This is a genomic window from Polaromonas sp., assembly GCF_036676035.1.
GTDB lineage: Bacteria > Pseudomonadota > Gammaproteobacteria > Burkholderiales > Burkholderiaceae_C > Polaromonas.
In genome coordinates this window covers 25,860-51,337 of sequence record NZ_JAKFDR010000113.1, presented here as the reverse complement: position 1 = coordinate 51,337, position 25,478 = coordinate 25,860, and the positions used below count along the sequence as shown (strand labels likewise).

Here is a 25,478-nt window from a genome sequence, read left to right as displayed (position 1 = left end):
GACCTCACTGCACCAGTTGCGGCACCAGGGGACCGAAGGTGCCCGGTTCGCCGATGGATGAGCAAAGGCTGTTGGGGCTCGTGCTCAAGCCGAGAAACTCCAGGCTCGGATTGACGCCGTCGAACAAGGGGTTGAGCATCAGCACGCAGGCCCAGCCTTCGAGGATGGGGTTGGCGCCGCCGGGTGGGGGGAGGTTCCAGACAGAGCAGTCCACCACCGGCGCCACCGTCACACGGCGAGTGCCGCCAAAGCTCTGGTGTTGGGCCTGGGTTAAGGCGGTGTACGGATTGGGCGGGACGAATTGGTACGGACGGTTGTTCACACTCGCGTCCTGGTAATTGAAGGCTCCGGCGGAAACACCGGCGTAAGCATTCGCCCCGGCCGGCCAGGTTGTCGTGTCGTAGGAGTAGCCGGTCACGTCAGGTACTGCCGTGGTCACTTGCGGATTTCCAGCCCCCGGCTTGTACAGACCAAAACGCGAATTCCATGCCACGTCCAGGGACGATATGGAACCTGGCTGACCCACGGCATCCCCAAGTTCCAACGCACACTGGCCCGCTCCTGTCAGCAAATCGGCGAGCTCGGTGGCTCCGCCGCCCGGCGGAGTGAAGTCAATCCAGCCGAAATTGCCCGTGCCATAGGGCGATCCCGGACCGACGGGGATCGTCAACCATTGGCCAGGCGTCAGGCCAAAATTAGTGGCAGCGCTGCTGCCCGGCTGCAGGCAGACCGCCACCGGTATGGCACATGTCGTGGAGGAAGGCGCCAGCGTTGCCGCAGCCATGGCGGTCACCGTTTGCGTGCTCAGCAAGGGGTTGAGCACCCGCATGAAAAAGATGGGCAGGCCTGCCAGCGGGTAGGTGCACTTGACAAAGGCGGCCGTGTTGAAGTTGGCACTGGCGCTGGTTTCGTAAGGACCGGCCAGGGTGTTGGAGAACGTGATCTGGTCGGCCGCAATGTCCACCACAGCACTCTGAAAGTTGGCCCTGTTCTTGATGGCCGCGATATTGCCTTCCAGCGGGGCGGTGGCCGGGTCGTCAACGCCACCGGTGGAAAACACGCGGCCATAGGCGATGGCCTTGATCAAGGCGTTGGGGTTGTTCTGCCCGGGCCGCAATTGCGATGCCGCCGCCAGCGCGCAGGCATCCATCGCATTTTGCAGCTCCGCCTTGATGACGAAGAAGCGACCCAGGTCGATGGCCAGGCCGGCGAAGCCGATCAGTACGGCCACGGTGAGTCCGAACATGATGGCGATGGCGCCTCGCTGGCGCTGGCCGCGCGCGGGTTTCAGGTTGGTGGAGCCCTTCATGGTGCTCACTCCTTGGCAGGGTCGGTGGCCTTACTGGTCTTTGGAGAGGCTCCCGCCGATGTTGATGACTTCAAACGTCTTCGGCGGTGTCTTGAACGACTCCTGGTAGCGCTCCTGCGCGGCGGCGCCGGCCTTGCCGTCGATGCCCAGCACAGGATCGCGGTTGGCCGAGGCGTTGGGATTGAGCGTCTGGGCCCTGCGCGCCTGCCTGACCGCGTCGCCAAACTTTGCGTCCAGCACCGGGGTGGTGCTGACGCAGCCCACCAGCAGGGCCGCGCCGCCCAGCGCTGACAGGGTCTGTGCCAGGCGGGTAGAAAGAAGATGAGCGAGTGACATGATGGATCTCCTTATTTGACTTCCATGCCGCCGCTGGTGGCGGGGGCGGGGGCCGGGGCCTTGCGCTGGTCGGCCGGCACCTCTTGGTGCCCCGAGCCTTCGAGCTTGTTGCCGAAGTAGAACTCTTCGCGGCTGGGCGGCGTGTAGTTGTCGGTGGGCAGCATGTAGTTTTGGTCCAGCGGTTTCACCAGGCGCGGCGTGATGACGAACATCAGCTCGCTCCGGTCGTTCTGGAAATCGCTGCTGCGAAACAGCGCGCCCAGCACCGGCACCTCGCCCAGGCCGGGCACGCGCTTCACGGCTTCCTTGACGTTGTTCTTGATCAGGCCGGCAATCGCCAGGCTCTGCCCGTCCATCAGCTGCACCGAGGTCTGGACGCGCCGGGTGGTGAAGCTGGGCAGCACGGTGGTGACACCGCCTGCCGTGGTGAAGGGCGAGCCGGTTTGCGAGAGTTCCGACACTTCGGGCGCCACCTTCAGATGGATGCGCCCCCCTTCGAGCACCGTGGGTGTGAACTTCAGCCCCACGCCGAACTCCTTTTCTTCCAGCGTGATGGTGGCTGCACCTGTGGCGGGGTTGCTGCGCGCCACGGGAATGAAGATCTTGCCGCCCGCCAGGAAGCTGGCCTCCTGCCCGCTGATGGCCACAATGTTCGGCTCGGCCAGAACCTTCACCAGGCCGTCATCCTTTTCGGCGTCCAGGATGAAGCGCGTGCTGGCGCTCCTGATCGCGCTGAGCAGGCCGGCGCCGCCGCTGAGCAGGCCGGCGCCGAGGGAGAAAGTCCAGTGGCCTTCGCGCCTCGTGCCTGTAAAGCTGGCGCCCAGCTTGTCCAGCAGGGTCTTGGACACCTCGGCAATGGTCACTTCCAGCATCACCTGCTGGGCCTCGGCGATCTGCAGCAGGTTGACCACCTTGGCCGACCCGCCTTGCCCCTGACCCTGGCCGCCCTGCGAGACTTGCATTTTGGTGCCGGCCTCCACCTTGGCGTCGCCCGCCGCAATGGGCAGCACCAGGCTCTTGTTCACGTCCCGCACGAAGGCGTTGGCAATATCTTCGGCGTACTTGGCTTTCACCGCGCTGGACACCGTGCCGGTGAGGATGACGGAATCCGCCGCCGGGCGCACCCTGATGTCTTTCTCATCGGGCATCAGTTCGCGCAATTTTTGCTCCATGCGGGCCGAATCGATGTTCACGTTCACGTCAATGGCCGTGGCCCCGCCGCCCTTGCGCCAGATGATGAGATTGGTGGAGCCATACGTCTTGCCCAGCATGTACAGCTCGGTCGGGCTGATCAGCGTCACGTCGGCCACGTTGGGGTTGCCCAGCGAAATGCGCGTCACGGCGGTGGGCACCCGCATCAGGGTGGACTTGCCGATCACCAGGTCCATGCTCGGCCCCACGGTGGTGAACTCCGAGCGGCTGTCGGCCGCGGCCTGCGGCGCCTGTGCCACGGCGCGGGTGCTAGCCACGCCCTTGGTGACTGCGGGGGCAGCGGCCGGCGCCTGGGCGCCAAGTGGCGCGGCAAACAGCAGGCTTGTCAAGGCAACCCCGAGGGGCGCCATCAGCGGATTCAGAATGGAGTTTTTCATGATGGCTCCCTCAGAAGTCAGAAATTGATTTTTGAACGCCGCGAATCACCTCCACGCGGCCGCCGGCCTGGTCCGACGAGGCCACGGAGCGGGGCGCCGCGCGGCGAACCGGCGCGGCCTTCTTGACTGGCGCGGGAGCCGCCGCCACCTGGGTCGAGGCCGACGCCTTGTCGTCCTTGGCGAGCAACAGGTCGTTGCGGCGCACGCCGACGGTGGCGCTGTCTTTCATGTCGACCTGATTGCGCAGCATGAGCGACAGCGTGCCGATGTTGCGGGCCAGGTCGATCTTCTCGGCCTGTTCGGGGGTGACTTCCAGCGTCACGGCGTTCACCACCTTCGGCTTGGTTTCATCGGCTCGGTTGGACTCCTGCGCCACGGCCAGCACCATGATGCGCTCCAGAACAACCTTCGAAATCGAGTTCTCGCGGTCTTCCTTGATGTTCACCAGCAGATCCACGAAGCTGCCCGGTGCGAGAAAGCCCGCCACGCCCACCACCTCGTTCACTTTCACAGTGATGGCGCGCCGCCCGTCCTTGATCACCGAGTCGAGTCCCGCCTTGGTGCCTTCGGGCGCCAGCTTGGGAAGCAGGATCGGCTCACCCTTGAAGATGCTGCTGCGCACCACGCGGCCTTCCAGCTTCTTGGGGTCGCTGAACGAGCCGTTGGGCAGCGTGCCGGTGGGCCAGGCAATGTCCTGCAGCATGACGGGCGTGATGGCCTGGCCCAACTCCAGGTCGCGGGTGGCCACCAGCACCCGGGTCTGGCTGCCTGCCGCCTGTTGGCCCATCCAGCGGGCGGCCAGCAAGACCGCCGCGATACCGGCCAACACCGACAGAAGCAGCATGATGATTGCGCGTGTGCTCTTCATTTTCTTCTCCTCAGTTCATCGGCGCGGTCGCACCGAAATACATGTGCCAGGCCCAATCCAGCAGCTCTGGCGTCATGCAGGCAGGCTCTTCCAGGTAGCGGGCGCGGTCAGCGATCTTGCTGATCACGTCAAATGGCACGCAGGGTAGATAAGGCTGCGTGTAGTGCGGGTGCAGCGTGTTCACCAGGTGGTCGATGGCGGCGGCGTCCGGCGTCACGCCGGCTTTCGCGCAGGCCTGCGCCACCACAATGCGGTAGCTGACGGCATCCATCGGCGTCAAATGGATCTTGTAGCCCAGGCGCCGGACAAAGGAGTCATCGACCAGTTGGCCTGGCGCCTGGTTGGACGAGAACACCACCCGGACATCAAACGGCACGGCAAACTTGGCGCCGGTTTGCAGGCGCAGGTAGTCCACGTGGCGGTCCAGTGGCACGATCCATCGGTTCATCAGTTCGTGCGGGCTCATGCGCTGGCGGCCCAGGTCATCCACCACAAAAATGCCGTTGTTGGCCTTCATCTGCGGTGGGGCCACGTGCACACGGGTGTAGGGGTCGTATGTCAGGTCCAGCGTTTCCAGGGTGAGTTCGCCGCCGGCGATCACCACCGGGCGCTCGGCGCGCACCCAGCGGCCGTCCGCCACCTGGTGGCGCGCCAGGCCGCGCGCGGGCAGTGCGTCCACCGGAACGCGGCGGTGCACGATGGGGTCGAACACCTGAATCACCTCACCGTCCACATACACGGCATGCGGCACCCAGATCTGCCCTTCCAGCGTTTTGACCATGTGCTCGGCCAGTACCGTCTTGCCCACGCCGCTGTCGCCATACAGGTAAATGGCCCTGCCCGAGTTCAGCGCGGCGCCCAGCGTGGGCAGCAGGGTCGGGCTCAGCACCAGATCGCCCATGGCCTGCCGCAGACGCTCAGCCCGCAGATGCACGAGGCCTTGGCTCTGCCCGCGCACCTGCGCCATGTACTCGGGCACCGTCACCGGGGCGGGGCCCACGTAATGGCACTTCTCGAACGCCAGCCGGGCCAGGCGCTGGCCGGCGTCGGTCAGCGCATAGCTCACGTCTCCCTCGAACGCACCGCGGCGCGGCACCTCCAGCAGCTGCAGGCCGCGCATGTGCTGCAACAGCCCGTCCACCGCCGACGCAGCCATGCCCAGGTGGTGCGCCACCTCGTACAGTTTGAGTTCGCCCAGCCGGGAAAAGTGACGCAAGGTCAGGTCGGTCAAGAACGCCAGCGGCAGTCCTGAGACGTCATTGCCCGACCCCGCCGCCGCGTCGGCAGGTGCTGCCACCTTGAGCATCGAAGATGCGTGTGTGAGTGTGTCTTGCATGGCCGGCCTTTCATAAGCCGATCAACGGCAGGTGGCCGCTGTAAATCCAGGCGCCATAGGCCAGCAGGCCGGCGGCAACGGCCAGGGCGTAAGGCATGCGGTCGGCCGACTGGGTGGCCGGGTCGAACCGTTGCCCCATGGTGTTGAAAGGCGGCAGCAGCAGCAACAGCACCGTGCCCACGTTGCTCAGCACCTTGCGGGAGCTGCCTTTCCACACCATGCGCACCACGGCCAGCACGCCTCCCATCAGCAGCACGCACAGCGCCACATTGAGCAGCGTGGCCGGACCGACAAAGCTGCCGACGCCGGCCATGAGCTTGACATCACCCGCGCCCATGGCGCGCAGTACGTAGAAGGGCAGAAAGACCGCCAGACCGGTCAGGGCCCCCAGCAGCGCCCCCTTGAGACCAAGGGCGCCGGGGTAGTATGTGAACAGGCCGGCGCTGCGCTTGCCGGCTTCCGGCCCGAGCACATTGACCAGCACGCCAGCACACAGAGCGAGCAGGATCAGGGTATTGGGAATGCGCTGCTGGCGCACATCCGTGAGCACTGCCGTAAGAACGATCAGCGCCAGAGCCACGAGGCTCCAGAGTTGCCACCCCTCGTAAGATACGTCGAGTCGCATCACTTTCCCTCCCGTCGGCGGATTCGCCGAAAACCTGTGGGATCGTAGCTGCCAGTCGCAGCATGCAAGCATCTGTACTGGTTGTCCATCCATCTGGAGATGGGTGGATGCGCGCCTCGTCAAATCAGCGTGTTACAAGTTCTCAGGACACACTCCAGCATGAGCGTGTCTCATGCTTCAAAAAGCTCGGGACTGAACAGCGCTACAAGCCTAGGGCCGTCTGAATTGCCGTCGAAATCTTGTCGGCCGTAGTTGACCAACTGAAGGCATTGGCACCGCCGGTAGCCGCCATACTCACCAAAGCGACGATGGCGATCAAAGTGGCGATCAACGCATACTCGATGGCGGTGACGCCACGCTGACGTTGCCCATGGCGATTGACACGCTCAGGATTCGTTCTGAAATGTGGCTTCACCATGTCAGACCCCCAGGATTGCAGCGCTGGCCTCTTGGAGAATGAACAATGACATCACCGATGAAGGCCATGTCATTGCCCAGTCATGTCATTGCCCAGTCCTGCCCCCAAGTTAGCACGTTGCCGGGGTTGTCAAGCAGTCGGCGATGTTGTCAAAGGTGAGATCCAGTTGGGTGCCGATCGCTGCAACCGCGGTAATGATCACCACCGCAATCAACGCCGCAATCAGCCCATACTCGATCGCCGTCACGCCCTCTTCGTCACGAAGGAAACGACGGGTCGCAGAAAAAAGCTTTTCCATGATGCATCTCCAGTTAAGTGACCTATCAGTCACCCCCCATGAGCGACCGATGGGATTCAGACTGGCGGATAGTCCTGTTTCCGTGGACGCGAGTTACAACTTAAAATCACCTGAAGTTACAACCACAAATCGCTTGAAGTTACAACTAAAAATCGCTTGAAGTTACAACTCTAAACTGCCTCAATCTGAGGTAGGGATTGTACCTCTATGCTTTTACGAAACAATTATTTTATGTAGGATGTAACAATTTTTTTGGCATAACCGTAACATTTTTCACGAACATCGTTGTTACATTTATGGCGCGTCAAATTTAAGCAGTTTTGGCTGCGCGGTGCAAATCAACCCACTTTGTTCAATTCGGCGTCGGTGTGAATCCCGGAAAACGGCGAAGACGGGTCACGGCGGGGGTTGAGATCAAAAGAAGAATTAGCCTCCAGCCCAATGAACTCGGGCGCAAGCAGCTACTATATTTATAGCGCATGAAAAAAGGCCGATAGCATGATGCCACCGGCCTTTTTTAGTGTACGCTGAAAGAATTCGCGCAGTATTAGCCATCAGTTGGTTTCGGTGGCCTCCGCCTCGGGCTTGGCCTTGCCTTCTTTCCTGAGCAGCGGCTGGATGTCGAGCAGCACCTCGCCGCTTTCCACCCCTTTCTCGTCGGTGCTCACCTTCATGTCCACCGTCAGGCGGCCACCGTCGATCAGGCGGCCGAACAGCAGTTCGTCGGCCAGCGCACGACGGATCGTGTCCTGGATCAGGCGCTGCATCGGGCGTGCACCCATCAGCGGATCGAACCCCTTCTTGCCCAGGTACTTGCGCAAGACGTCGGTGAAGGTGACCTCCACCTTCTTCTCGGCCAGCTGCGTTTCCAGCTGCAACAGAAACTTGTCGACCACGCGCAAAATGACGGTTTCGTCCAGCGCCTTGAAGCTCACCACCGCGTCCAGACGGTTGCGGAACTCGGGCGTGAACAGGCGCTTGATGTCCGCCATCTCGTCGCCCGCCTCGCGCGGGTTGGTAAAGCCGATGGTCGCCTTGTTCATGGTCTCGGCGCCTGCATTCGTCGTCATGACGATGATGACGTTGCGAAAGTCCGCCTTGCGCCCGTTGTTGTCGGTCAGCGTGCCGTGGTCCATGACCTGTAGCAGCACGTTGAAGATGTCCGGGTGCGCTTTTTCGATCTCGTCGAGCAGCAGCACGGCATGCGGCTTCTTGGTGATGGCCTCGGTCAGCAATCCCCCCTGGTCAAAGCCCACATAACCCGGAGGCGCGCCAATCAGGCGGCTCACGGCATGGCGCTCCATGTACTCCGACATGTCGAAGCGGATCAGCTCGATGCCCATGATGTAGGCCAGCTGCTTGGCTGCCTCGGTTTTGCCCACACCGGTGGGGCCCGAAAACAGGAAGGAGCCAATCGGCTTGTCGCCTTTGCCCAAGCCTGAGCGCGCCATCTTGACGGCCGAGGCGAGCACGTCGAGTGCCTTGTCCTGGCCAAACACCACGCTCTTGAGGTCGCGCTCCAGCGTCTTGAGCTTGCCGCGGTCGTCATTGGACACATTGGCCGACGGAATGCGGGCGATCTTGGCCACGATTTCCTCGACCTCGGTCTTGCTGATGGTTTTCTTGCGCTTGTTCGGCGGCAGGATGCGCTGGGCAGCACCGGCCTCATCGATCACGTCGATCGCCTTGTCGGGCAGATGGCGGTCGTTGATGTACTTGGCACTCAGCTCGGCCGCGGCCTGCAGCGCAGCCACGGCGTACTTGACGCTGTGGTGCTCTTCAAAGCGCGACTTCAGACCCTTGAGAATCTCCACGGTTTCCTGCACTGTGGGCTCCACCACGTCAACCTTCTGGAATCGGCGCGACAGCGCAGCGTCTTTCTCGAAGATGCCGCGGTACTCGGTAAACGTCGTTGCGCCGATGCACTTGAGCGTGCCGGAACTCAGGGCTGGTTTCAGCAGGTTGGATGCGTCCAGCGTGCCGCCCGAGGCCGCACCCGCGCCAATCAGCGTGTGGATTTCGTCGATGAACAAAATGGCGTTCGGCTTGTCCTTGAGCGCCTTGAGCACGCCTTTGAGACGCTGCTCAAAATCGCCGCGGTACTTGGTGCCGGCCAGCAGCGCCCCCATGTCGAGCGAGTACACCTGTGCTTCGGCCAGGATTTCAGGCACGTCTTTTTGCGTGATGCGCCAGGCCAGGCCTTCGGCAATCGCGGTTTTTCCCACGCCAGCCTCACCCACCAGCAGCGGGTTGTTTTTGCGGCGGCGGCACAGGATCTGGATCACGCGCTCGACCTCGTATTCGCGGCCAATCAGCGGGTCAATCTTGCCGTCCCTGGCCAGCTGGTTCAGGTTCTGGGTGAACTGCTCCAGCGGCGAGGCTTTTTCGTTCTTCTCGCCGCCCTCTTCGTTCTCGGCGGCGCTCTCGCCAGCCCTGGCAGGCTCGGGAGGATCGCTTTTCTTGATGCCGTGGGCAATGAAATTCACCACATCCAGACGCGTCACACCCTGCTGGTGCAGGTAGTACACGGCGTGCGAATCCTTTTCGCCAAAAATGGCAACCAGCACGTTGGCGCCGGTGACTTCCTTCTTGCCGTTGCCGGTGGACTGCACATGCATGATGGCGCGCTGGATCACGCGCTGGAAGCCCAGCGTGGGTTGTGTGTCCACATCATCCGAGCCGGCCACCTGCGGCGTGTTGTCCTTGATGAAGTTGGCCAGCGACTTGCGCAAATCATCGATGTTGGCCGAGCAGGCGCGCAGCACCTCGGCCGCGCTGGGGTTGTCCAGCAGGGCCAGCAGCAGGTGCTCCACGGTGATGAACTCGTGCCGTTGCTGGCGCGCTTCCACAAAGGCCATGTGCAAGCTGACTTCTAATTCCTGGGCAATCATTGACTTTCCTTTCGGCTTGCTACCTACATATTAAAACTGTTGAAGAGAATATTGGCCGGATTTCTCATAATTCAACAGGCTCGCTCACACATTGCAGCGGATGACCGTTTTTCCGGGCGGCTTCGGTGACCTGATCGACCTTGGTGGCCGCCACATCCTTGGAAAACACGCCGCAAACGCCTTTACCATCCAGATGGATCTTCAGCATGATCTGGGTGGCGGTTTCACGGTCCTTGTTGAAAAACTCCTGAATCACCACCACCACAAACTCCATGGGGGTGTAGTCGTCATTGAGCAGCACCACCTGGTACATCTGCGGCGGCTTGACCTTTTGGGGCAGGCGCTCCAGCACCACTGAATCCCCGCCATTGGCGTCGTCAGGCTTGAAAACTGGCGTCTTCGGCGGCGCGGGTGATTTGGGAGGTTTGCTTGCCATGGAATTCATTCTAGCGATCGATGTTGCTCAATGCGCCCGGTAGGGAAATTGGTGGCGGGAACGCGACATTCAAGCGGATTTCGTGACTTTTAACCGCCCATGAAAAAACCGCCGCGGGATAGCTCCCGGGCGGCTTTTTGAACATCTACCCCGCCATCCCCTGAAGAATGGCGACGGAAAAGATGCCTTGCGGCAATTACATGTGGTCGATCATGACCTGGCCAAAGCCGGAGCAGCTCACCTGGGTTGCGCCCTCCATGAGACGGGCAAAGTCGTAGGTCACTTTCTTGGATTCGATGGATTTCTCCATGGAACTGATGATCAGGTCCGCCGCCTTGGCCCAGCCCATGTGGCGCAGCATCATTTCAGCCGACAGGATTTCAGAACCGGGGTTCACATAATCCTTGCCCGCGTACTTGGGCGCCGTGCCGTGGGTGGCTTCAAACATGGCCACGGTATCAGACAAGTTGGCGCCGGGGGCAATGCCAATGCCGCCAACCTGGGCCGCCAGCGCGTCGGACACGTAGTCACCGTTGAGGTTGAGCGTGGCGATCACGCTGTACTCGGCGGGGCGCAGCAAAATCTGCTGCAGGAAGGCGTCGGCAATGCTGTCCTTGACGATGATGTCCTTGCCCGTTTTCGGGTTTTTGAACTTGCACCATGGGCCGCCGTCGATCAACTCGGCACCGAATTCCTTTTGCGCCAGCGCGTAAGCCCAATCGCGAAAGCCTCCTTCGGTGAACTTCATGATGTTGCCCTTGTGAACAATCGTCACGCTGGGCTTGTCGTTGTCGATCGCATACTGGATGGCCTTGCGCACCAGACGCTCGGTGCCTTCGCTGGACACCGGCTTGATGCCGATGCCGGAAGTGCCCGGGAAACGGATTTTCTTGACACCCAACTCGTCCTGCAGGAACTTGATGAGTTTTTTGGCCTTGTCGCTGCCCGACTCGAATTCGATACCGGCATAGATGTCTTCCGAGTTCTCGCGAAAGATCACCATATTGGTTTTTTGCGGCTCTTTCACAGGCGAAGGAACACCGGCAAAGTACTGAATGGGACGCAGGCAGACGTAGAGGTCAAGCTCCTGGCGCAGCGCCACGTTCAGGCTGCGAATGCCGCCACCCACCGGGGTGGTCAACGGGCCTTTGATGGACACCACATAGTCACGCACGGCGTGCAGGGTTTCCTCGGGCAGCCAGACGTCGGGGCCATAGACCTTGGTCGACTTTTCACCGGCAAAAACTTCCATCCAGTGAATTTTTTTCTTGCCGCCGTAAGCCTTGGCAACCGCGGCATCCACCACCTTGAGCATCACCGGCGTAATGTCCGCCCCCGTGCCGTCGCCTTCGATGAAAGGAATGATCGGCTCGTCCGGCACATTCAGTGAATTGTCGGCATTGACAGTGATTTTCTGGCCTTGGGCGGGCACTTTGATGTGCTGGTACATGTACAGGAGTCTCCGGTAAGCGCTGGCGGCATCCATAAAACTAAAACGCCACTTCAGCAGTTTAGGTAAAAACCCCTAAATTCTATACGGAAAACCACTCCAAAAATTTTTACAGCCAGTCTGTCAACCGTTTCCAAACCGGCTTCGTTACGGTGAGGCCTCCAAAATTTTTGGGGTAATTTTTCCAATAACGTTATTAAGGAAATTCCAAATGAACAAAATCCTCGCCGCTCTGGTTGCTGGTCTCTTCGCTGCTGGTGCTTTCGCACAAGCTGCTGCTCCTGCTACCCCAGCCAAGCCTGCAACGCCTGCCGTTGCTGCAACGCCTGCTGCTCCTGCTGCCAAAGCTGAAGTGAAAGCCGAAGCCAAGCCTGCTGCCAAAGCTGAAGCCAAAGAAGACAAAGCTGCTGCCGCCGCTGCCAAGAAAGAAAAAATCGCTGCTGCCAAAAAAGCAAAAGCTGAAGCCGCCGCTGCCAAGAAAGAAGCTGCTGCCGCCAAGAAAGCAGAAAAGACTGCCGCTAAAGCTGAAGTGAAAGCTGAAGCCAAGCCTGCCGTTGCTGCTGCCAAAGCTGAAGCCAAGAAGTAATTCCTGGTGACTTCGGTCAGAATGCCCGCCCTGTGCGGGCATTTTTTATGCGCGTCGTTTATGCTGGAAGCCTCAGTTGCAACCTTGAACCCCAATTGGTGCTGATGCCATGTCTTTAAAGTCCCCATCATTCATGTCAATTTGCCGGCGCCTGGCAGCCGTTCTGGCCTTTTGCGCCTGGCTGAGCCCTCTGGGCGCAGGCGCGCAAGAGGCGCCCCAATTAAACCTGCAACGCATCAAGCTGTACGCCGGGATGTACCAGATTGATACGCAAGTCGCCCTGACGCCCGAGCAGCGGCAAACGGGCCTGATGTACCGCAAGGAAATGCCGCAGCATGAAGGCATGCTGTTTGTGTTCGAGCAGCCGGGCCAGCAGTGCTTCTGGATGAAAAACACCCTGCTGCCCCTGACCGCCGCGTTTGTGGCCGATGACGGCACCATCGTCAACATGGCGGACATGCAGCCGCAAACCACCGACTCGCACTGCTCCGCCCAGCCGGTGCGCTACGTGCTGGAAATGAACAAGGGCTGGTTTGCCAAAAAAGGCATCAAGGCCGGCACCAAGCTGGCTGGCGCACCGTTCCAGGTCAGCCGCTGACCTGAAAAGCTGAAGAATCAGCGCACCAATCAGGCACAAAAAAAGCCGACATCAAGTCGGCTTTTTTGATGAACCAATCCGGGCTCAAGAAGCGAAGTTGGCTTCTGCAAAGTCCCAGTTCACCAGATTGGACAGGAAGGTCTCGACAAACTTGGGACGCAGGTTGCGGTAGTCGATGTAGTAGGCATGCTCCCACACATCCACGGTCAGCAGCGCCTTGTCGGCGGTCGTCAGCGGCGTGCCGGCGGCGCCGGTGTTGACGATGTCCACCGAGCCATCGGGCTTTTTGACCAGCCAGGTCCAGCCGGAGCCGAAGTTGCCCACGGCCGATTTCACGAAGGCTTCCTTGAAGGAGGCATAGCTGCCCCACTTTTGCGTGATGGCATCGGCCAGGGCACCGGAGGGCTGTCCACCACCATTGGGCTTCATGCCGTTCCAGAAAAAGGTGTGGTTCCAGATCTGGGCTGCGTTGTTGTACACGCCGCCGCTGGAGGTCTTGATGATTTCCTCGAGCGTCTTGCTCTCGAATTCGGTGCCTTTTTGCAGGTTGTTGAGGTTCACCACATAAGCGTTGTGGTGCTTGCCGTGGTGGAACTCCAGCGTTTCCTTGGAGTAGTGCGGGGCCAGGGCGTCAATCGCGTAGGGTAGTGCGGGAAGGGTATGTTCCATCGTATGTCGTGTTAGGGTTTTAGATTGAGGGCATCTCGAAGAATCTTTCGAGCCATGCCAGCGCCGCATTGTAGAAGCATCGCTAAATTCTTGTGGCGCTGTGCCTGTTCAAGCGCGAACCCCATGCAAGCCCCGCCGCCACATATATCGATATTGCCTTGCAATAAGCCTGATTGATTCTCATAATCGGTGCACCATCATTTGGAGAAGGAATCAACAATGGGTGCAATATTTCAGTCTCTCGGCCGCACCGTGCTGGCCGGTGTCGTACTGCTCGTCATTTTGGTGCTGGCCACTGGCGCCAATGTAGGCGTAGGAGCGAGCTATGCCTGGTGGACTTTTTTCATGCGCTGGCTGCATGTTCTGAGTGGCGTGCTGTGGATTGGCCTGTTGTGGTATTTCAATTTTGTGCAGATTCCTTCCATGCCGAAAATTCCGGATGAGCAAAAACCGGCAATCAGCAAAGTCATCGCACCCACCGCCCTGTTCTGGTTCCGCTGGGCCGCCCTGGCCACCGTTGTGACCGGCTTGTTGCTGGCCATCATGAGCGGCTACATCGTGGCCGCCCTGGGTCTGCAGCGGCCGTTTACCGCCATTGGTATCGGCATGTGGCTGGCACTGGTGATGGCCTTCAATGTATGGTTCATCATTTGGCCGAATCAGAAAAAAGCGCTTGGCATCGTGACAGTGGAAGCCGAAGAAAAAACCAAGGCAGCACGTCTGGCGATGCTGACTTCCCGCGCCAACACCATGCTCTCGATCCCCATGCTGTTTTGCATGGTCGCGCAGCAAAACGGCGGCCTGTAAATCCGGTCTTCGCCGCTCCAGAAGGGTCGCCCAGGGCGACCTTTTTGCCGTTCGGCCGTCCCAGGGCAAAACATCCGATCAGGAAACCGTTAAGCGTGGGCGCTAGTTTTCGTTAGGGTCCAGCTCGCTCACGGTCACGCCGGCCTGCCCTTGCGACAAATGCAGGCGCAGCTTTTGACCGAGGGCCAGGTCTTGTGCACGCGTCAACGCATGGCCTTCGTCATCTGTCACCCAGGCGTAGCCGCGCTTTAACACCAGCCTGGGGTCCAGCAGCTCAAGACGCAGTTGGGCACGCTCGATCTGGTGCTGGCTGCGCTGCATGCAATCTGCGACTTTTCTCGGAACCTCGGTTTGCAGTCCTTGCAGGCGTGTTTTCTCATGCCTCACTAGCGATAGCATGGCATGCCGCAGGCTTTGCGCATGAGAGGCCAGTAGCGCCTGCTGGCGCGTCACCAGGTGCGAGGGCCGGCTGACCCGGGAAGCCGCCCAGTCCAGCCGCTGGTTGTGGGACTGCAATTGCCGATCCACCCCATTTTGCAGGCGCGACAAAGCCCGCTCCAGCACGTCCAGCCAGACGTTTTGCGGCTGCGCGCACAATTCGGCCGCCGCCGTGGGCGTGGGTGCGCGCACGTCCGCGCAAAAATCGGCGATGGTGAAATCCGTTTCGTGCCCCACACCGCTGACCACCGGCATGGGCGAGTCCACGATGGTGCGGGCCAGTTGCTCGTCATTGAAGGCCCATAAATCTTCCATGGCGCCGCCGCCGCGCACCAGCAGCAGCACGTCCACCTCTTGGCGCTGATAGGCCTTGCGCAGCGCGTCCCGCAGCTCACCCGGCGCCTGTGCGCCCTGCACGCTGGCCGGATAGAGAACCACCGGAATATGCGGCACGCGGCGCTGCAAGGCCGTGACCACATCATGCAAGGCGGCAGCCCCCAGTGACGTGACCACGCCGATCGCGCGCGGCAGCAGCGGCAAGGCCCGCTTGCGACCCGCTTCAAACAGGCCTTCGGCTTCGAGTTGGGCCTTCAGTTTTAAAAATTGCTCAAACAGGTTGCCCTGCCCGGCCTGCTGCATCGACTCGACCACCAGCTGCAACTCGCCCCGTGGCTCGTAAACCCCCAGCCGGCCGCGCAACTCGACCAGCTGTCCGTCACGCGGCGAAAAGTCCAGCAGGCTGGCGGCGCGCCGGAACATGGCGCAACGGATCTGGCCCTGCTCGTCTTTCAGGGAAAAATAGCAATGGCCGCTGGCCGCCCGGGAAAAGCCGGTGATTTCACCCTGCACTGCCACGGGGTTGAAACGGGCCTCCAGGCTGTCGGCAATAGCCCGCAGCAGCGAGCCCACAGGCCAGACGCGGATTCTGGGCGCTTGCCCTGTCAAGGGCGGTTTCCCAGGGTCGGCAGGCATCTCAAACATGGCCAAACCCCCTGATTTTGCGGGGGTAATACTCCACAGAAGCCCGCCCTGTATGGCCTAAACCCGTGCTTTGATGCAGGTACTGTGATGGACTCGTGTAACTCATTGATTTTGAATAACTAAATTCTGCTCAAAATTTCATCGTTCTGTCATACCCACCATTTGGTGCGGCCTGGGGGCTTGCCAGCTACTACTTGATCACAAAGTTATCCACAGGTTCTGTGAATTAACGCTTACAGACGCCCTGCAGGAAAACATTGCGCCGCCGGTGTGGCGATGGTGCGGGAAGTGCAACCGCGTAAGCCATAATCCAGACAAATTATCAGCGTGGAGATTTGCCTTGTTTTCGATCATACAAGCCGCAGGCTGGCCTATTTGGCCTTTGATTGCCTGCTCCGTCCTGGCGCTTGCGCTGGTTATCGAGCGTTTTACCAGCCTTAAAACCCCCAAAATTGCCCCTCCCAAACTGATTGACGAAGCCATCACGGTGTCGCGCGGCGCCGTCCCCAGCCCTGATGTGGTCAGCCAGCTCGAGCAAAACTCCGTGCTCGGCGAGGTGCTGGCCAGCGGGTTTCGGGCCCTCAATACCAACCCGCGCATCAGTGAAGACGATTTGCGCTCCATCCTGGAAGGCGCAGGCCGCCAGGCCGCCCACAAACTGGAGCGCTACCTTGCAGCCCTGGCCACGATTGCCTCAGCCGCCCCACTACTGGGTTTGCTGGGCACGGTCATCGGGATGATCGAGATTTTTGGCTCGCAGGCCGGCAGCGGCGGTGTCAGCCATGCAGCGGGCGGCAACCCGGCCCAGCTCGCGCAGGGTATTTCAATTGCGCTGTACAACACCGCGTTTGGCCTGATTGTGGCGATCCCTTCGCTGATTTTCTGGCGCTACTTCCGGGCCCAGGTGGACGCCTACCTGCTGACCATGGAGCTGGCCTCCGAGCGTTTTGTGCGGCACCTTAATACTCTGCGCAAGTGAATATGGCCCCCACGCTTGTCACTTCGTGTACTGCGCTGCCCCCCGAGGGGGCTGTGCTTGCTCGGGGCGGCCCTTCGCGGCGCACGACGGCCCTCGCACTTGCCACACCCCCGTTCGTCCTGAGGTATCGAAGGATGCCCCCCGAGCGGGCTGAACTTGCCCGAGGCGGCCCTTCACTGCGTTCAATGACCCCCATGCTTGCTACGGCCTGTAGCACGCTGCCTCACTAGAGTACCCATCATGAACTTTCGCCCCAACGCGCGCGATGAGCCCGAAATCAACCTGATCCCCTTCATTGACGTGCTGCTGGTGGTGCTGATCTTCCTGATGCTGTCCACCACCTACAGCAAGTTCACCGAGCTGCAGGTCAAGCTGCCCGTGGCAGACGCCGAGCAGCAGCGCGACTACCCCAAAGAGGTCATCGTCGCGGTCAGCAGCGACGGCCGCTACATGGTCAACAAGAGCGTGGTCAATGGCCGCAGCATTGACGTGCTGGGCACTGCCCTGCTGGAGGCGGCCAAGGCCGGCAAGGACAGCGTCATCATCATCAGCGCCGATGCCAGCGCCACGCACCAGGCCGTGATCACCGTGATGGAGGCCGCCCGGCGCAGCGGCCTGACGCAAATCACCTTTGCCACGCAAAGCTCGGCGCAAGCCGGAGCCCGCTAAGCCGCGCCTGGCGCATTTGGGCAAGCCTTGAACCTAGAAACCGCAGTTGACCGCTCATATTCCGCTGGCAGGGCTGCATGAACACACACTTATTCGCTCACGCACGAGTTCACCTTTGGGGTGACAGCGCTACGCACCCGATTGAGCCGCCCTGGCGCGCGCTGGCGGCGTTGCTCCTCCTTGCGGGCATTAGCCCGCAGCGTCGTGCGCAGCGAAGGGCCGCCCCCGAGCAAGCACAACCCCCTCGGGGGGCAGCGCAGTACGCGAAGCGACAAGCGTGGGGGCTCCCGCCTTGCCTTGCCAGCCCACCCCATGACGGCCCACTCGGGCGCGTCCAACTGCGGTTTCTAGGTTGAAGCAAGCTCTGCAGCAGGCCTGGTTGCGACGCGGCTTCATGGCCTGCCTGCTCTGGCCTGTGGCGCAGGTCTATGCCCTGCTGATCGCGCTGCGCCACCGGCTGTACCGCTGGGGAGCTTTCAAGTCCACAAGTGCCGGCGTACCGCTCTTGATCGTTGGCAATGTCGTGGCAGGCGGCGCGGGCAAGACCCCCGTCGTGATCGCCATCGTCAAACACCTGCAGGCACGGGGCCTGAAGGTCGGCGTGGTGTCGCGCGGCTATGGACGGACGGGCAAGGACTGCCGTGAAGTCCTGGCCAGCACGCCGGCTTTGGAGGCTGGCGACGAGCCCCTGCTGATACTGCAAGCAACGGACGCGCCGGTGTTTGTGGCGCCCCGGCGTATCGACGCGGCCCGCGCCCTGCTGGCGGCGCACCCGGCGACCGCCTTGATCGTGTGCGACGACGGGCTTCAGCACTATGCCTTGCAGCGTGACATTGAAATTGCCGTGTTTGACGAGCGTGGCGTGGGCAATGGCTGGCTGCTGCCGGCGGGCCCGCTGCGTGAGCCCTGGCCCCAGCGCCTGCGCCAAGCCGCCCCATCACGCCAACGAGGCATTGATCTGGTGCTGCATACGGGCCAAACTGCAGCTTTTGAAGGCTTCACCTCCACCAGGCAGCTGGCGGAGCACGCCCGCGCAGCCGACGGCAGCCGGGTCGCGTTGAGCAGCCTTCGGGGCGAGGCGGTGACCGCCCTGGCCGGTATCGCCAAGCCCGAGTCCTTTTTTGCCATGCTCAGGGCGTGCGGGTTGACGCTGGGCCAGACCATTGCCCTGCCCGATCACTACCGTTTTGAGAGCTACTCCTTGCCTGTCGCTGCGGGCAGCACGGTTCTTTGCACCGAAAAAGACGCCGTGAAACTGTTTGCCATGCCGCCGGCCGCCCAAGTCCGGCTGCTGGCGGTACCGCTGGAGTTTTCGCCCGAAGCCGCTTTCCTGGCGGCACTGGATGGCCTGCTGTCTCCGCTGCTGAGCAGCCCTCTTTCTCAATTACCATCAGACCATGGACACCAAACTGCTTGAACTGCTGGTCTGCCCCGTGACCAAGGGCCCGCTCGACTACGACCGCGAGAAACAGGAACTCATCTCGCGCAGCGCCCGGCTTGCCTACCCTATCCGCGATGGCCTGCCCGTGATGCTGGAAAGCGAAGCCCGCCCCCTCACCGACGAGGAGCTCGGGCTGTGATGGTGATGGCTGTGATATTTGCCAGGAAGCAAGCCCTGTGAGCTTCACCGTCCTCATCCCTGCCCGCCTGGCGTCTACCCGCCTGCCCAACAAGCCGCTGGCCGATATTGGCGGCGTACCCATGGTTGTCCGGGTAGCCCAACGCGCTATCAAAAGCGGCGCTGTCCGCGCAGTTGTGGCGGCAGACAGCACTGAAATCATTGAACAATGCCGGGCTTTTGGCGTGTCTGCCGTGCTGACGCGTACCGACCACCCGAGCGGCAGCGACCGGTTGGCGCAGGCCTGTGATTTGCTGGGCCTGGACGACGCGGAGCTGGTGGTCAATGTGCAGGGCGACGAACCCCTGATCGACCCGGCCCTGATTGACGCCGTGGCCCATCTGCTCGAGCAGCGTCCCGATTGCGCCATGAGCACCGCCGCCCACGCGATTGACCAGTTGGCGGATTGGCTCAACCCGAACGTGGTCAAGGTGGTGCTCGATGCGCACCGCACGGCGCTCTACTTCAGCCGCTCGCCCATTCCTGCCGCCCGCGATTTTGCCGGCCAGGCCTGGTGGAAAACCGGCAGCACCTTGCCTCCACCGCTTCGGCATGTAGGCATTTATGGCTACCGCGTCGGCTTTTTAAGGCAGTTCCCCAAGCTGCCGCAAGCGCCGCTGGAGCAACTGGAGGCGCTGGAGCAACTGCGGGCACTGTGGCACGGCCACCGCATTGCGGTCCACATCACTGAGCAGGCCCCGGGGCTGGGCGTGGACACGCCGGAAGACCTGGCACGGGTTCGCCAATTGCTTGTGTAAGCTGGCCGCAGGGCCGTGCATGCTATCCTTGGAAAAAAGCAAGTGTGGGGCCTGCATGGCGTGCCGGCAGCCCCCAAAACCTGCCAAGCAGCCCACGGGGTGGCCTACGGCTACCTTTCCGGCTGACTGTCTGAATTCATAATAATCCGAGGACTTCCATGAGACTGATTTTGTTGGGCGCGCCTGGCGCCGGTAAAGGGACGCAAGCCACCTTCCTGTGCCAGAAATACGGCATTCCCCAGATTTCCACGGGTGACATGCTGCGTGCCGCCGTCAAAGCGGGCACGCCCCTGGGTATCGAGGCCAAAAAAGTCATGGATGCCGGCGCGCTCGTCAGCGACGACCTGATCATCAACCTGGTCAAGGAGCGCATTGCCCAGCCCGATTGCGTCAAGGGCTTCCTGTTTGACGGCTTTCCCCGCACTATTCCGCAAGCCGACGCGATGAAAACGGCCGGGGTCAAAATCGACTACGTGCTGGAAATTGACGTGCCGTTCGAGGCCATCATTGAGCGCATGAGCGGCCGCCGCTCCCACACCGCCTCGGGCCGCACCTACCACGTCAAATACAACCCGCCCAAGATAGACGGCAAGGACGATGTGACGGGCGAGCCCCTGATCCAGCGCGACGACGACAAGGAAGCGACCGTACGCAAGCGGCTGGAGGTCTACAGCGCGCAAACCCGACCGCTGGTGGATTACTACTCGAATTGGGCCAAAGCCGCACCCGACGCAGCGCCCAGGTACCGCGCCATCAGCGGCATGGGCGGCGTCGACGAAATTACGGAGCGGGTGTTCAAGGCACTGTCGAGCTGAAAAAACTCGCACGTCTACGTCTGCCCAAGAAGAAAAAAGGCCGTTCCAGGAAACGGCCTTTTTCATGCCCGGCCCTGTCAGTTTTTACGTCATCAAAAGATAGCCAGCACCGGGTACCTGCGCCACTGGGGTTCTGCAAACCGTGCGCAATTCTCAAAAATAAACCCCAGCACCTGGCGTTGATCCGACACCAGCCCGGGGTTCGCGGTTTTCCAATGCTCGAACTTTGCGTTTAGCGCCGGCTCCTCTTTCAGCAATTGCAGTGCCAGGTCCTCAAAGACATAGTCCGAAAAATTCTCTTGCTTCTCCAGGATGCTGTTGAAAAAGCCCCAGCGGAAAAAGCTGTCGTGCGCCTCGGGTTCAAGGGTTTCCACGACATAGCGCGCACGATCCTGGCTCATGGGTATCCAATAGTCCCCGGCCTGCAACTCCACCGCTTCGGTGCGTGACTCCAGCGTCACTTGCTCGTGGAACAAGTGACCTTCGTAGGGGCCGGGACGGCTTTGCACGGCCTGGATACGGTAGATCTGCGCTTGTGCCGGCCGGGCGGCGCCCAGCCGCTCCATCTGCACGCCGTTCCACGCCAGGCGTTCTGTCACTGCGCGCCAGGCTTGCGGCACGACGTAAGCCACGGGCCTGCGCACAACAAGCTCTTCGACAAAACGGTTGTAGTAATCAATGTCGCGCTCCCACGGCTGCCCCCGGTCGTACGCAAGGCGCTGGTACGTCCCCAGCAGGCTAGCCTTGTAGATGGCTTCATAGCCCTTGAAGCGTATGCGGGATGGGTTCGACGCGTCCATTTTCCAGCGGACAGGCCAATGCGTTTTCTGCTGCCCCTGCCGCTTCGCTTCTTTTCTGAGGGACTGGATCTGCTCTGCATGCGCAACCGTGAATTGCAGCGTCACGTCCAGCAGCGCACGCATCGATTCATAGCGATCCGCGAAGGGCTTGAGCATGTGGGTCTCGGGCATGAACCCGATGGTGTGGTGCAAGGCAGCGTAGCCTGTGGAGAACCGGGGCACCTCGAGAAAGTCGGCGATGCCGCCATCCGGACTGTCCTTGACGGCATTCACGTAAGGGCAAGTCGGCCAACCGCGCTCTTGCATACCGCGATAAATGGCGGGCAACATGCTGTCACGCAGAAACGGGCCGAGCCCGCTCCCCAGCTTGTCGGCCTGGGTGTGGATCAGCGTCATGGTGCAGGAATAATCCGCGCCGTTGGAGGTATGGGTATCGACCATGACGTCCGGGTCCCAGTCCGTGAAGAACTGGTTGAACAGCCGCGCATTCAGGCTGTCGCATTTGATGAAATCGCGATTCAGGTCGAGATGAAGGCTGTTGCCGCGAAAACCGAAGGACTCCGGGCCGTCCTGATTGACGCGGCTGCTCGTGCCGCGGTTGCGGCAGCCGTCGACGTTATAGATGGGGATGAACAGAAACACCGTGGGCCCGAGTGCAGCCAGCCGTGCGGGGTCCACACACAGGTCGCGCACCAGGGCCATGCACGCATCAATCCCTTCGGGCTCGCCGGGATGGATGCCGTTGTTGTTGAAAAAAACCGGCCTGCCGGCCTGCTGGATTTGAGCGCGGTCGAAATTGCCATCGGCGCTCACCACGCCCGCGTGGATGGGCACACCGGCATCGGACAGGCCGATCTGCGAAAACTGCAAGACCGCGGGGAAGCGCAGCGCCAGGGCCTGGTAGAACTCAATGCACGCTTCCCAGGTGCTTGTCTGATTCCGGTTGCCTTGTTCGTAGGGGGTTTGCATGGTGTAAGGCTATGTTTGATCGGGCTCGGAAGGAAAATCCAACGCCGAGCATAACCATCTCCAGCTGACGATGGGCAGGGGCCTATCCCCGCCGCATGAATACGATGCGAAAAGCTTCGCTTGGCAACTCAGCCCATCAATTGAAGCATCAGCGCCACCCGCGCCTTCACCGGGCTCAACCCTTTTGAATCCGGGATGGCGTCCCCCGGTTTGGGCAACACCCGGCCATTGAGGCAGCGCGTGGCGCGAACAACTTCGACGCCCGCGGCCTGCGCCTTGAGCAAGGCAGCTTCCAGTTCATGGTGCAGGCTGCCATTGCCCGTCCCGGCAACCACCAGCCCCTGAACGCCCTGCGCGAGCAGCGCCTGCACCACCGCCCCGCTGGCGCCGGCGTAGTTCATCACGATCTCGACGTATGGCCAGATTGCCTGGGCGCTTGAATCCGCTATTGATTTAATAGCTATTGGCGCATGTTTTGCATGGGCTACAGGCCAATTTCGCATCAAGCGAAGGCTGCCTTCCTCGATAAACCCCAGCGGGCCTGCATCACCCGAACTGAAGGCATCGAGCTGGTAGGTATGCACTTTTTGCACATCCTGCGCGCTGTGGATGGCGCCCGCACAGACGGCCACCACGCCCTGCGCGCCCGGCCAGGAGGCCACCGCCACGGCGTCGAGCACATTTTGCGGGCCGTCGGGTGCGACGGCGGTGGCCGGGCGCATGGCACAGGTCAGCACCACCGGCTTGGCAGGCTGCAGCACAGCCTGCAGGAAGTAGGCCGTTTCTTCCAGCGTGTCGGTGCCGTGGGTGATCACGATGCCCTGTACGTCATCCTGCGCCAGATAGTGGTGCACACGCCTGGCCAGCTGGGTCCAGACCGCAAAACTCATGTCCTTGCTGTCGACCTGGGCCACCTGCTCGGTGACCAGGCGACCCGCAGCCGCCAGCGCGGCAACCCCGTCAATCGCCTGAACCAGCTCATCCACCCCCACCTGCGCCGCGGTGTAGCCAATGTTGTCGCCAGCACGGCCCGCCTTGCCCGCAATGGTGCCGCCGGTGCCCAGGATCACGATTTTTTTACTGTTTTTTTGACTGCTCACTTGCGTTCTTTCAAAAGCTGGATGAAAATACAGGTACTGGATATTAAAACAGGTCGACAGCAGCCAGCACAGCTGACTGATCTGTTTTCAATCATCCTTCAAGGAGTCCCAGCCATGAGCACCCTGAACGATTTTGCCGACATGCCCCCGGAGGGGCCCAAACTCACCGCGCGCCAGCAGCAGATTCTGGAGCTGATCCAGAGCGCCATCGCGCGCACCGGCGCACCGCCAACCCGTGCCGAAATTGCCAACGAGTTGGGCTTTCGCTCCGCCAATGCGGCCGAAGAGCACCTGCAGGCCCTGGCCCGCAAAGGCGTGATCGAGCTGGTCAGCGGCACCTCGCGCGGCATACGCCTGCGCAGCGACACCTTGCGCTCCCTGAATGCATCCCGGATCAAACAGTTCTCCCTGCCGTTGCAAAGCCTGGCCCAACTCGCCCTGCCTCTGGTGGGGCGGGTTGCTGCTGGCAGCCCCATTCTCGCGCAGGAGCATATCGAGCAGACCTATTATTTTGAGAGCAGCCTGTTCCAGCGGCAGCCGGATTACCTGCTTAAAGTGCGCGGCATGAGTATGCGCGATGCCGGCATCATGGACGGCGATCTGCTGGCCGTCCAGCAGACCAAGGAAGCCAAGAACGGCCAGATTGTAGTGGCCCGGATTGGCGACGAAGTCACCGTCAAGCGCTTTCGCCGGACCAAAAACCTGATTGAGCTGCTGCCGGAAAACCCCGACTTCAAAACCATTGTGGTCGAGCCGGGCGAGCCTTTCGAGCTCGAAGGCCTGGCCGTCGGCTTGATCCGCAACACCATGCTGATGTAACAGATCAAACCCGCAGATAAAAAAGAAAGCAAAAGCCGCGCAGCAGGTGGCGGGCGTTTGGTCCCATGTGTGGCCAACACCCTGATGCAGCGGCCTTCACGGCTCACCAGCCAGACCGCAATCCTGCCTGTGTAAACCTCTAAATTTAGGAGTTCATCATGGGAATCGCCAGTTTTTCACATTCGCCGGTGCTGTCCATCCTGCTGGCGCCGCTGCAAGCCCTCGCCGCCTTGCTGGTGCCGGCACAGGCCGCATCGGCTAGCCCGCCAAGCCCGTCCGGCCATGCACGCCAGCCATGCAGACCCGTCCCTCCATTCACCACCGGCAAGGCAAGCGCCTTGCGCCGCCCTGTGCTGGCCGCCTCAAAACCCTGCAAAGCCGCATCGCACCCAACCGCCTCCAGCCGGCTCAGGATCTTGCGGCAGTTTGAGCCCGGCATCAGCCCGGCCTGTGCAGGCCGCATGGTGATTTCCGGCCGCATGGCCGATGTGTGCGCCGAACTGGACCGCATGGCCCAGCGGGAGGCCACGGCTCACTGAGTGCTGCCCGGCGCCACCCGACTACCGCCTGGAATTGAGGCGCAAGGCGCAGACCATGGCGCCCGGCCTTGAGGCGTCGCGCACCCTTCACACGGCAAGCCCCATGAGCTTGCCGTCCGATACATGTTGGCGGCGTTGGGCGGCAACAGGATCCGCGGTGTGGCCATCGTCCACAGAACGCGCGCTCGACTGCAAACAGAGGGAAATAATGAATGGCGAATGACGATCGCACCAAGATAATTCCCAGGAGAACGCCAGAATCAGCGGCCATGTCGGCAAACATCAAACGAGCGATGGCGATCACCGCCAACCTCAACCGTTTGACGTACAACGATGTGGACGAAGTCCGCGCCTTGTTCAGCGATCTCATCGGCAAGAAGGTGGACGACAGCTTTTTATTGATCCCACCCTTCTACACAACTGGCGGGCCCGATATCAGTGTCGGGCGTAATGTTTTCGTAAATCAGAACTGCACTTTTTATGACCTTGGCGGCCTCGACATTGCCGACGATGTGATGATCGGGCCGAACGTGAGCATCATCACGTCTGGCCATCCGATTGAACCTTCTCAGCGCCGCGCCTTCGTAGTTGCAAAGCCCATTGTGATTGAAAGAAACGTTTGGATCGCAGCCGGAGCAACGATCATCGGGGGGGTGACGGTAGGCGAAAACTCTGTTGTTGCGGCGGGTTCCGTAGTCACCAGGGACGTTCCCCCGAATACTCTTGTCGGAGGAAATCCGGCGAGAGTCATTCGCTCGATTGGAGACTGAGGAAACG

The 25,478-nt window shown here is 61.2% G+C and carries 27 protein-coding genes; 12 read left to right on the top strand and 15 right to left on the bottom strand.

Features of this window, described 5'->3' with window-relative positions:
- Positions 1-4: 4 nt before the first annotated feature.
- The 11 genes from V6M61_RS16885 to icd form a co-directional block, all read right to left on the bottom strand.
- Positions 5-1,309 (bottom strand): pilus assembly protein TadG-related protein, encoded by a 1,305-nt coding sequence (locus V6M61_RS16885; protein ID WP_332777747.1) that lies wholly within the window; start codon positions 1,307-1,309, stop codon positions 5-7.
- 30 nt (positions 1,310-1,339) lie between these two features.
- Positions 1,340-1,645, bottom strand: coding sequence for a hypothetical protein (locus V6M61_RS16880; protein WP_332777746.1), 306 nt, complete (start codon positions 1,643-1,645; stop codon positions 1,340-1,342).
- Between the two features lie 11 nt (positions 1,646-1,656).
- Positions 1,657-3,234 (bottom strand): type II and III secretion system protein family protein, encoded by a 1,578-nt coding sequence (locus V6M61_RS16875; RefSeq protein WP_332777745.1) that lies wholly within the window; start codon positions 3,232-3,234, stop codon positions 1,657-1,659.
- A 10-nt stretch (positions 3,235-3,244) separates the two neighbouring features.
- Positions 3,245-4,102, bottom strand: coding sequence for a Flp pilus assembly protein CpaB (gene cpaB, locus V6M61_RS16870; RefSeq protein ID WP_332777744.1), 858 nt, complete (start codon positions 4,100-4,102; stop codon positions 3,245-3,247).
- Positions 4,103-4,112: 10 nt separating this feature from the next.
- Positions 4,113-5,438 carry an ATP-binding protein gene (locus V6M61_RS16865; protein ID WP_332777743.1) on the bottom strand — a complete coding sequence of 442 codons (1,326 nt, stop codon included), beginning with the start codon at positions 5,436-5,438 and terminating at the stop codon, positions 4,113-4,115.
- Between the two features lie 10 nt (positions 5,439-5,448).
- Entirely contained in the window at positions 5,449-6,063 is a 615-nt protein-coding gene (locus V6M61_RS16860; protein WP_332777742.1) for an A24 family peptidase, read from the bottom strand.
- Positions 6,064-6,265: 202 nt separating this feature from the next.
- Positions 6,266-6,481 carry a Flp family type IVb pilin gene (locus V6M61_RS16855; protein WP_332777741.1) on the bottom strand — a complete coding sequence of 72 codons (216 nt, stop codon included), beginning with the start codon at positions 6,479-6,481 and terminating at the stop codon, positions 6,266-6,268.
- Between the two features lie 109 nt (positions 6,482-6,590).
- Positions 6,591-6,779 (bottom strand): Flp family type IVb pilin, encoded by a 189-nt coding sequence (locus V6M61_RS16850; protein ID WP_332777740.1) that lies wholly within the window; start codon positions 6,777-6,779, stop codon positions 6,591-6,593.
- A gap of 554 nt (positions 6,780-7,333) precedes the next feature.
- Positions 7,334-9,670 (bottom strand): ATP-dependent Clp protease ATP-binding subunit ClpA, encoded by a 2,337-nt coding sequence (gene clpA / locus V6M61_RS16845; RefSeq protein WP_332777739.1) that lies wholly within the window; start codon positions 9,668-9,670, stop codon positions 7,334-7,336.
- A 64-nt stretch (positions 9,671-9,734) separates the two neighbouring features.
- Positions 9,735-10,106 carry an ATP-dependent Clp protease adapter ClpS gene (gene clpS, locus V6M61_RS16840; protein WP_332777738.1) on the bottom strand — a complete coding sequence of 124 codons (372 nt, stop codon included), beginning with the start codon at positions 10,104-10,106 and terminating at the stop codon, positions 9,735-9,737.
- 196 nt (positions 10,107-10,302) lie between these two features.
- Positions 10,303-11,562: an NADP-dependent isocitrate dehydrogenase gene (gene icd, locus V6M61_RS16835; RefSeq protein WP_332777843.1), complete on the bottom strand. Its 1,260-nt coding sequence runs from the start codon at positions 11,560-11,562 to the stop codon at positions 10,303-10,305.
- A 205-nt stretch (positions 11,563-11,767) separates the two neighbouring features.
- On the opposite strand from icd, the gene V6M61_RS16830 reads away from it, so the two are divergent.
- The gene (locus V6M61_RS16830; protein ID WP_332777737.1) at positions 11,768-12,142 is read left to right on the top strand and encodes a cell envelope biogenesis protein TolA; all 375 of its coding nucleotides are present in this window, start codon (positions 11,768-11,770) and stop codon (positions 12,140-12,142) included.
- Between the two features lie 133 nt (positions 12,143-12,275).
- Positions 12,276-12,740 (top strand): DUF192 domain-containing protein, encoded by a 465-nt coding sequence (locus V6M61_RS16825; RefSeq protein WP_332777736.1) that lies wholly within the window; start codon positions 12,276-12,278, stop codon positions 12,738-12,740.
- 84 nt (positions 12,741-12,824) lie between these two features.
- Here the strand turns inward: V6M61_RS16825 and V6M61_RS16820 are convergent, their stop codons facing one another.
- Entirely contained in the window at positions 12,825-13,409 is a 585-nt protein-coding gene (locus V6M61_RS16820; protein ID WP_332777735.1) for a superoxide dismutase, read from the bottom strand.
- A 219-nt stretch (positions 13,410-13,628) separates the two neighbouring features.
- On the opposite strand from V6M61_RS16820, the gene V6M61_RS16815 reads away from it, so the two are divergent.
- Complete coding sequence (locus tag V6M61_RS16815; protein ID WP_332777734.1) at positions 13,629-14,216, top strand: urate hydroxylase PuuD; 588 nt, start codon at positions 13,629-13,631, stop codon at positions 14,214-14,216.
- A gap of 102 nt (positions 14,217-14,318) precedes the next feature.
- Here V6M61_RS16815 and xseA read toward each other — a convergent pair whose 3' ends face one another.
- Positions 14,319-15,635 (bottom strand): exodeoxyribonuclease VII large subunit, encoded by a 1,317-nt coding sequence (gene xseA, locus V6M61_RS16810; protein WP_332777733.1) that lies wholly within the window; start codon positions 15,633-15,635, stop codon positions 14,319-14,321.
- A gap of 340 nt (positions 15,636-15,975) precedes the next feature.
- Here xseA and V6M61_RS16805 point away from each other — a divergent pair, with 340 nt between their 5' ends.
- The 6 genes from V6M61_RS16805 (at position 15,976) to adk (ending at position 20,474) form a co-directional block, all read left to right on the top strand.
- On the top strand, positions 15,976-16,614 hold the full coding sequence (locus V6M61_RS16805; protein ID WP_332777732.1) for a MotA/TolQ/ExbB proton channel family protein: 639 nt from the start codon (positions 15,976-15,978) through the stop codon (positions 16,612-16,614).
- 240 nt (positions 16,615-16,854) lie between these two features.
- Positions 16,855-17,283, top strand: coding sequence for an ExbD/TolR family protein (locus V6M61_RS16800; RefSeq protein ID WP_332777731.1), 429 nt, complete (start codon positions 16,855-16,857; stop codon positions 17,281-17,283).
- Positions 17,284-17,677: 394 nt separating this feature from the next.
- A complete protein-coding gene (lpxK, locus tag V6M61_RS16795; protein ID WP_332777842.1) occupies positions 17,678-18,700 on the top strand; it encodes a tetraacyldisaccharide 4'-kinase in 1,023 nt (340 codons plus the stop codon).
- A complete protein-coding gene (locus tag V6M61_RS16790; protein ID WP_332777730.1) occupies positions 18,681-18,863 on the top strand; it encodes a Trm112 family protein in 183 nt (60 codons plus the stop codon). Before lpxK ends, V6M61_RS16790 begins: the two co-directional genes overlap by 20 nt.
- A gap of 37 nt (positions 18,864-18,900) precedes the next feature.
- Positions 18,901-19,659, top strand: coding sequence for a 3-deoxy-manno-octulosonate cytidylyltransferase (kdsB, locus tag V6M61_RS16785; protein ID WP_442957798.1), 759 nt, complete (start codon positions 18,901-18,903; stop codon positions 19,657-19,659).
- A gap of 158 nt (positions 19,660-19,817) precedes the next feature.
- Positions 19,818-20,474 (top strand): adenylate kinase, encoded by a 657-nt coding sequence (gene adk / locus V6M61_RS16780; protein ID WP_332777729.1) that lies wholly within the window; start codon positions 19,818-19,820, stop codon positions 20,472-20,474.
- Positions 20,475-20,566: 92 nt separating this feature from the next.
- On the opposite strand, the gene V6M61_RS16775 is transcribed toward adk, so the two are convergent.
- Both V6M61_RS16775 and V6M61_RS16770 read right to left on the bottom strand, forming a co-directional pair.
- Positions 20,567-22,243: a M14 family zinc carboxypeptidase gene (locus tag V6M61_RS16775; protein ID WP_332777728.1), complete on the bottom strand. Its 1,677-nt coding sequence runs from the start codon at positions 22,241-22,243 to the stop codon at positions 20,567-20,569.
- Positions 22,244-22,371: 128 nt separating this feature from the next.
- Positions 22,372-23,343: an asparaginase gene (locus V6M61_RS16770; protein ID WP_332777727.1), complete on the bottom strand. Its 972-nt coding sequence runs from the start codon at positions 23,341-23,343 to the stop codon at positions 22,372-22,374.
- Positions 23,344-23,457: 114 nt separating this feature from the next.
- Here V6M61_RS16770 and lexA point away from each other — a divergent pair, with 114 nt between their 5' ends.
- The 3 genes from lexA to V6M61_RS16755 all read left to right on the top strand — a co-directional run bounded on the left by lexA (position 23,458) and on the right by V6M61_RS16755 (position 25,471).
- Complete coding sequence (gene lexA / locus V6M61_RS16765; protein ID WP_332777726.1) at positions 23,458-24,162, top strand: transcriptional repressor LexA; 705 nt, start codon at positions 23,458-23,460, stop codon at positions 24,160-24,162.
- Between the two features lie 158 nt (positions 24,163-24,320).
- Positions 24,321-24,701, top strand: a complete 381-nt coding sequence (locus tag V6M61_RS16760) for a hypothetical protein (RefSeq protein ID WP_332777725.1) — start codon at positions 24,321-24,323, stop codon at positions 24,699-24,701.
- Positions 24,702-24,913: 212 nt separating this feature from the next.
- Complete coding sequence (locus V6M61_RS16755; protein ID WP_332777724.1) at positions 24,914-25,471, top strand: sugar O-acetyltransferase; 558 nt, start codon at positions 24,914-24,916, stop codon at positions 25,469-25,471.
- Positions 25,472-25,478: the final 7 nt, after the last annotated feature.

What these genes read in the sequence shown, in the direction of transcription:
- V6M61_RS16760 (WP_332777725.1), top strand. Translation starts at nt 24,321, where the DNA reads ATGGGAATCGCCAGTTTTTCACATTCGCCGGTGCTGTCCATCCTGCTG.
- V6M61_RS16880 (WP_332777746.1), bottom strand. Translation starts at nt 1,645, where the DNA reads ATGTCACTCGCTCATCTTCTTTCTACCCGCCTGGCACAGACCCTGTCA.
- V6M61_RS16775 (WP_332777728.1), bottom strand. Translation starts at nt 22,243, where the DNA reads ATGCAAACCCCCTACGAACAAGGCAACCGGAATCAGACAAGCACCTGG.
- lpxK (WP_332777842.1), top strand. Translation starts at nt 17,678, where the DNA reads ATGGCCTGCCTGCTCTGGCCTGTGGCGCAGGTCTATGCCCTGCTGATC.
- xseA (WP_332777733.1), bottom strand. Translation starts at nt 15,635, where the DNA reads ATGTTTGAGATGCCTGCCGACCCTGGGAAACCGCCCTTGACAGGGCAA.
- clpS (WP_332777738.1), bottom strand. Translation starts at nt 10,106, where the DNA reads ATGGCAAGCAAACCTCCCAAATCACCCGCGCCGCCGAAGACGCCAGTT.
- V6M61_RS16815 (WP_332777734.1), top strand. Translation starts at nt 13,629, where the DNA reads ATGGGTGCAATATTTCAGTCTCTCGGCCGCACCGTGCTGGCCGGTGTC.
- V6M61_RS16825 (WP_332777736.1), top strand. Translation starts at nt 12,276, where the DNA reads ATGTCAATTTGCCGGCGCCTGGCAGCCGTTCTGGCCTTTTGCGCCTGG.
- adk (WP_332777729.1), top strand. Translation starts at nt 19,818, where the DNA reads ATGAGACTGATTTTGTTGGGCGCGCCTGGCGCCGGTAAAGGGACGCAA.
- V6M61_RS16850 (WP_332777740.1), bottom strand. Translation starts at nt 6,779, where the DNA reads ATGGAAAAGCTTTTTTCTGCGACCCGTCGTTTCCTTCGTGACGAAGAG.
- V6M61_RS16800 (WP_332777731.1), top strand. Translation starts at nt 16,855, where the DNA reads ATGAACTTTCGCCCCAACGCGCGCGATGAGCCCGAAATCAACCTGATC.
- V6M61_RS16860 (WP_332777742.1), bottom strand. Translation starts at nt 6,063, where the DNA reads ATGCGACTCGACGTATCTTACGAGGGGTGGCAACTCTGGAGCCTCGTG.
- V6M61_RS16885 (WP_332777747.1), bottom strand. Translation starts at nt 1,309, where the DNA reads ATGAAGGGCTCCACCAACCTGAAACCCGCGCGCGGCCAGCGCCAGCGA.
- clpA (WP_332777739.1), bottom strand. Translation starts at nt 9,670, where the DNA reads ATGATTGCCCAGGAATTAGAAGTCAGCTTGCACATGGCCTTTGTGGAA.
- V6M61_RS16855 (WP_332777741.1), bottom strand. Translation starts at nt 6,481, where the DNA reads ATGGTGAAGCCACATTTCAGAACGAATCCTGAGCGTGTCAATCGCCAT.
- V6M61_RS16790 (WP_332777730.1), top strand. Translation starts at nt 18,681, where the DNA reads ATGGACACCAAACTGCTTGAACTGCTGGTCTGCCCCGTGACCAAGGGC.
- V6M61_RS16875 (WP_332777745.1), bottom strand. Translation starts at nt 3,234, where the DNA reads ATGAAAAACTCCATTCTGAATCCGCTGATGGCGCCCCTCGGGGTTGCC.
- V6M61_RS16820 (WP_332777735.1), bottom strand. Translation starts at nt 13,409, where the DNA reads ATGGAACATACCCTTCCCGCACTACCCTACGCGATTGACGCCCTGGCC.
- V6M61_RS16755 (WP_332777724.1), top strand. Translation starts at nt 24,914, where the DNA reads ATGGCGAATGACGATCGCACCAAGATAATTCCCAGGAGAACGCCAGAA.
- cpaB (WP_332777744.1), bottom strand. Translation starts at nt 4,102, where the DNA reads ATGAAGAGCACACGCGCAATCATCATGCTGCTTCTGTCGGTGTTGGCC.
- lexA (WP_332777726.1), top strand. Translation starts at nt 23,458, where the DNA reads ATGAGCACCCTGAACGATTTTGCCGACATGCCCCCGGAGGGGCCCAAA.
- V6M61_RS16830 (WP_332777737.1), top strand. Translation starts at nt 11,768, where the DNA reads ATGAACAAAATCCTCGCCGCTCTGGTTGCTGGTCTCTTCGCTGCTGGT.
- V6M61_RS16865 (WP_332777743.1), bottom strand. Translation starts at nt 5,438, where the DNA reads ATGCAAGACACACTCACACACGCATCTTCGATGCTCAAGGTGGCAGCA.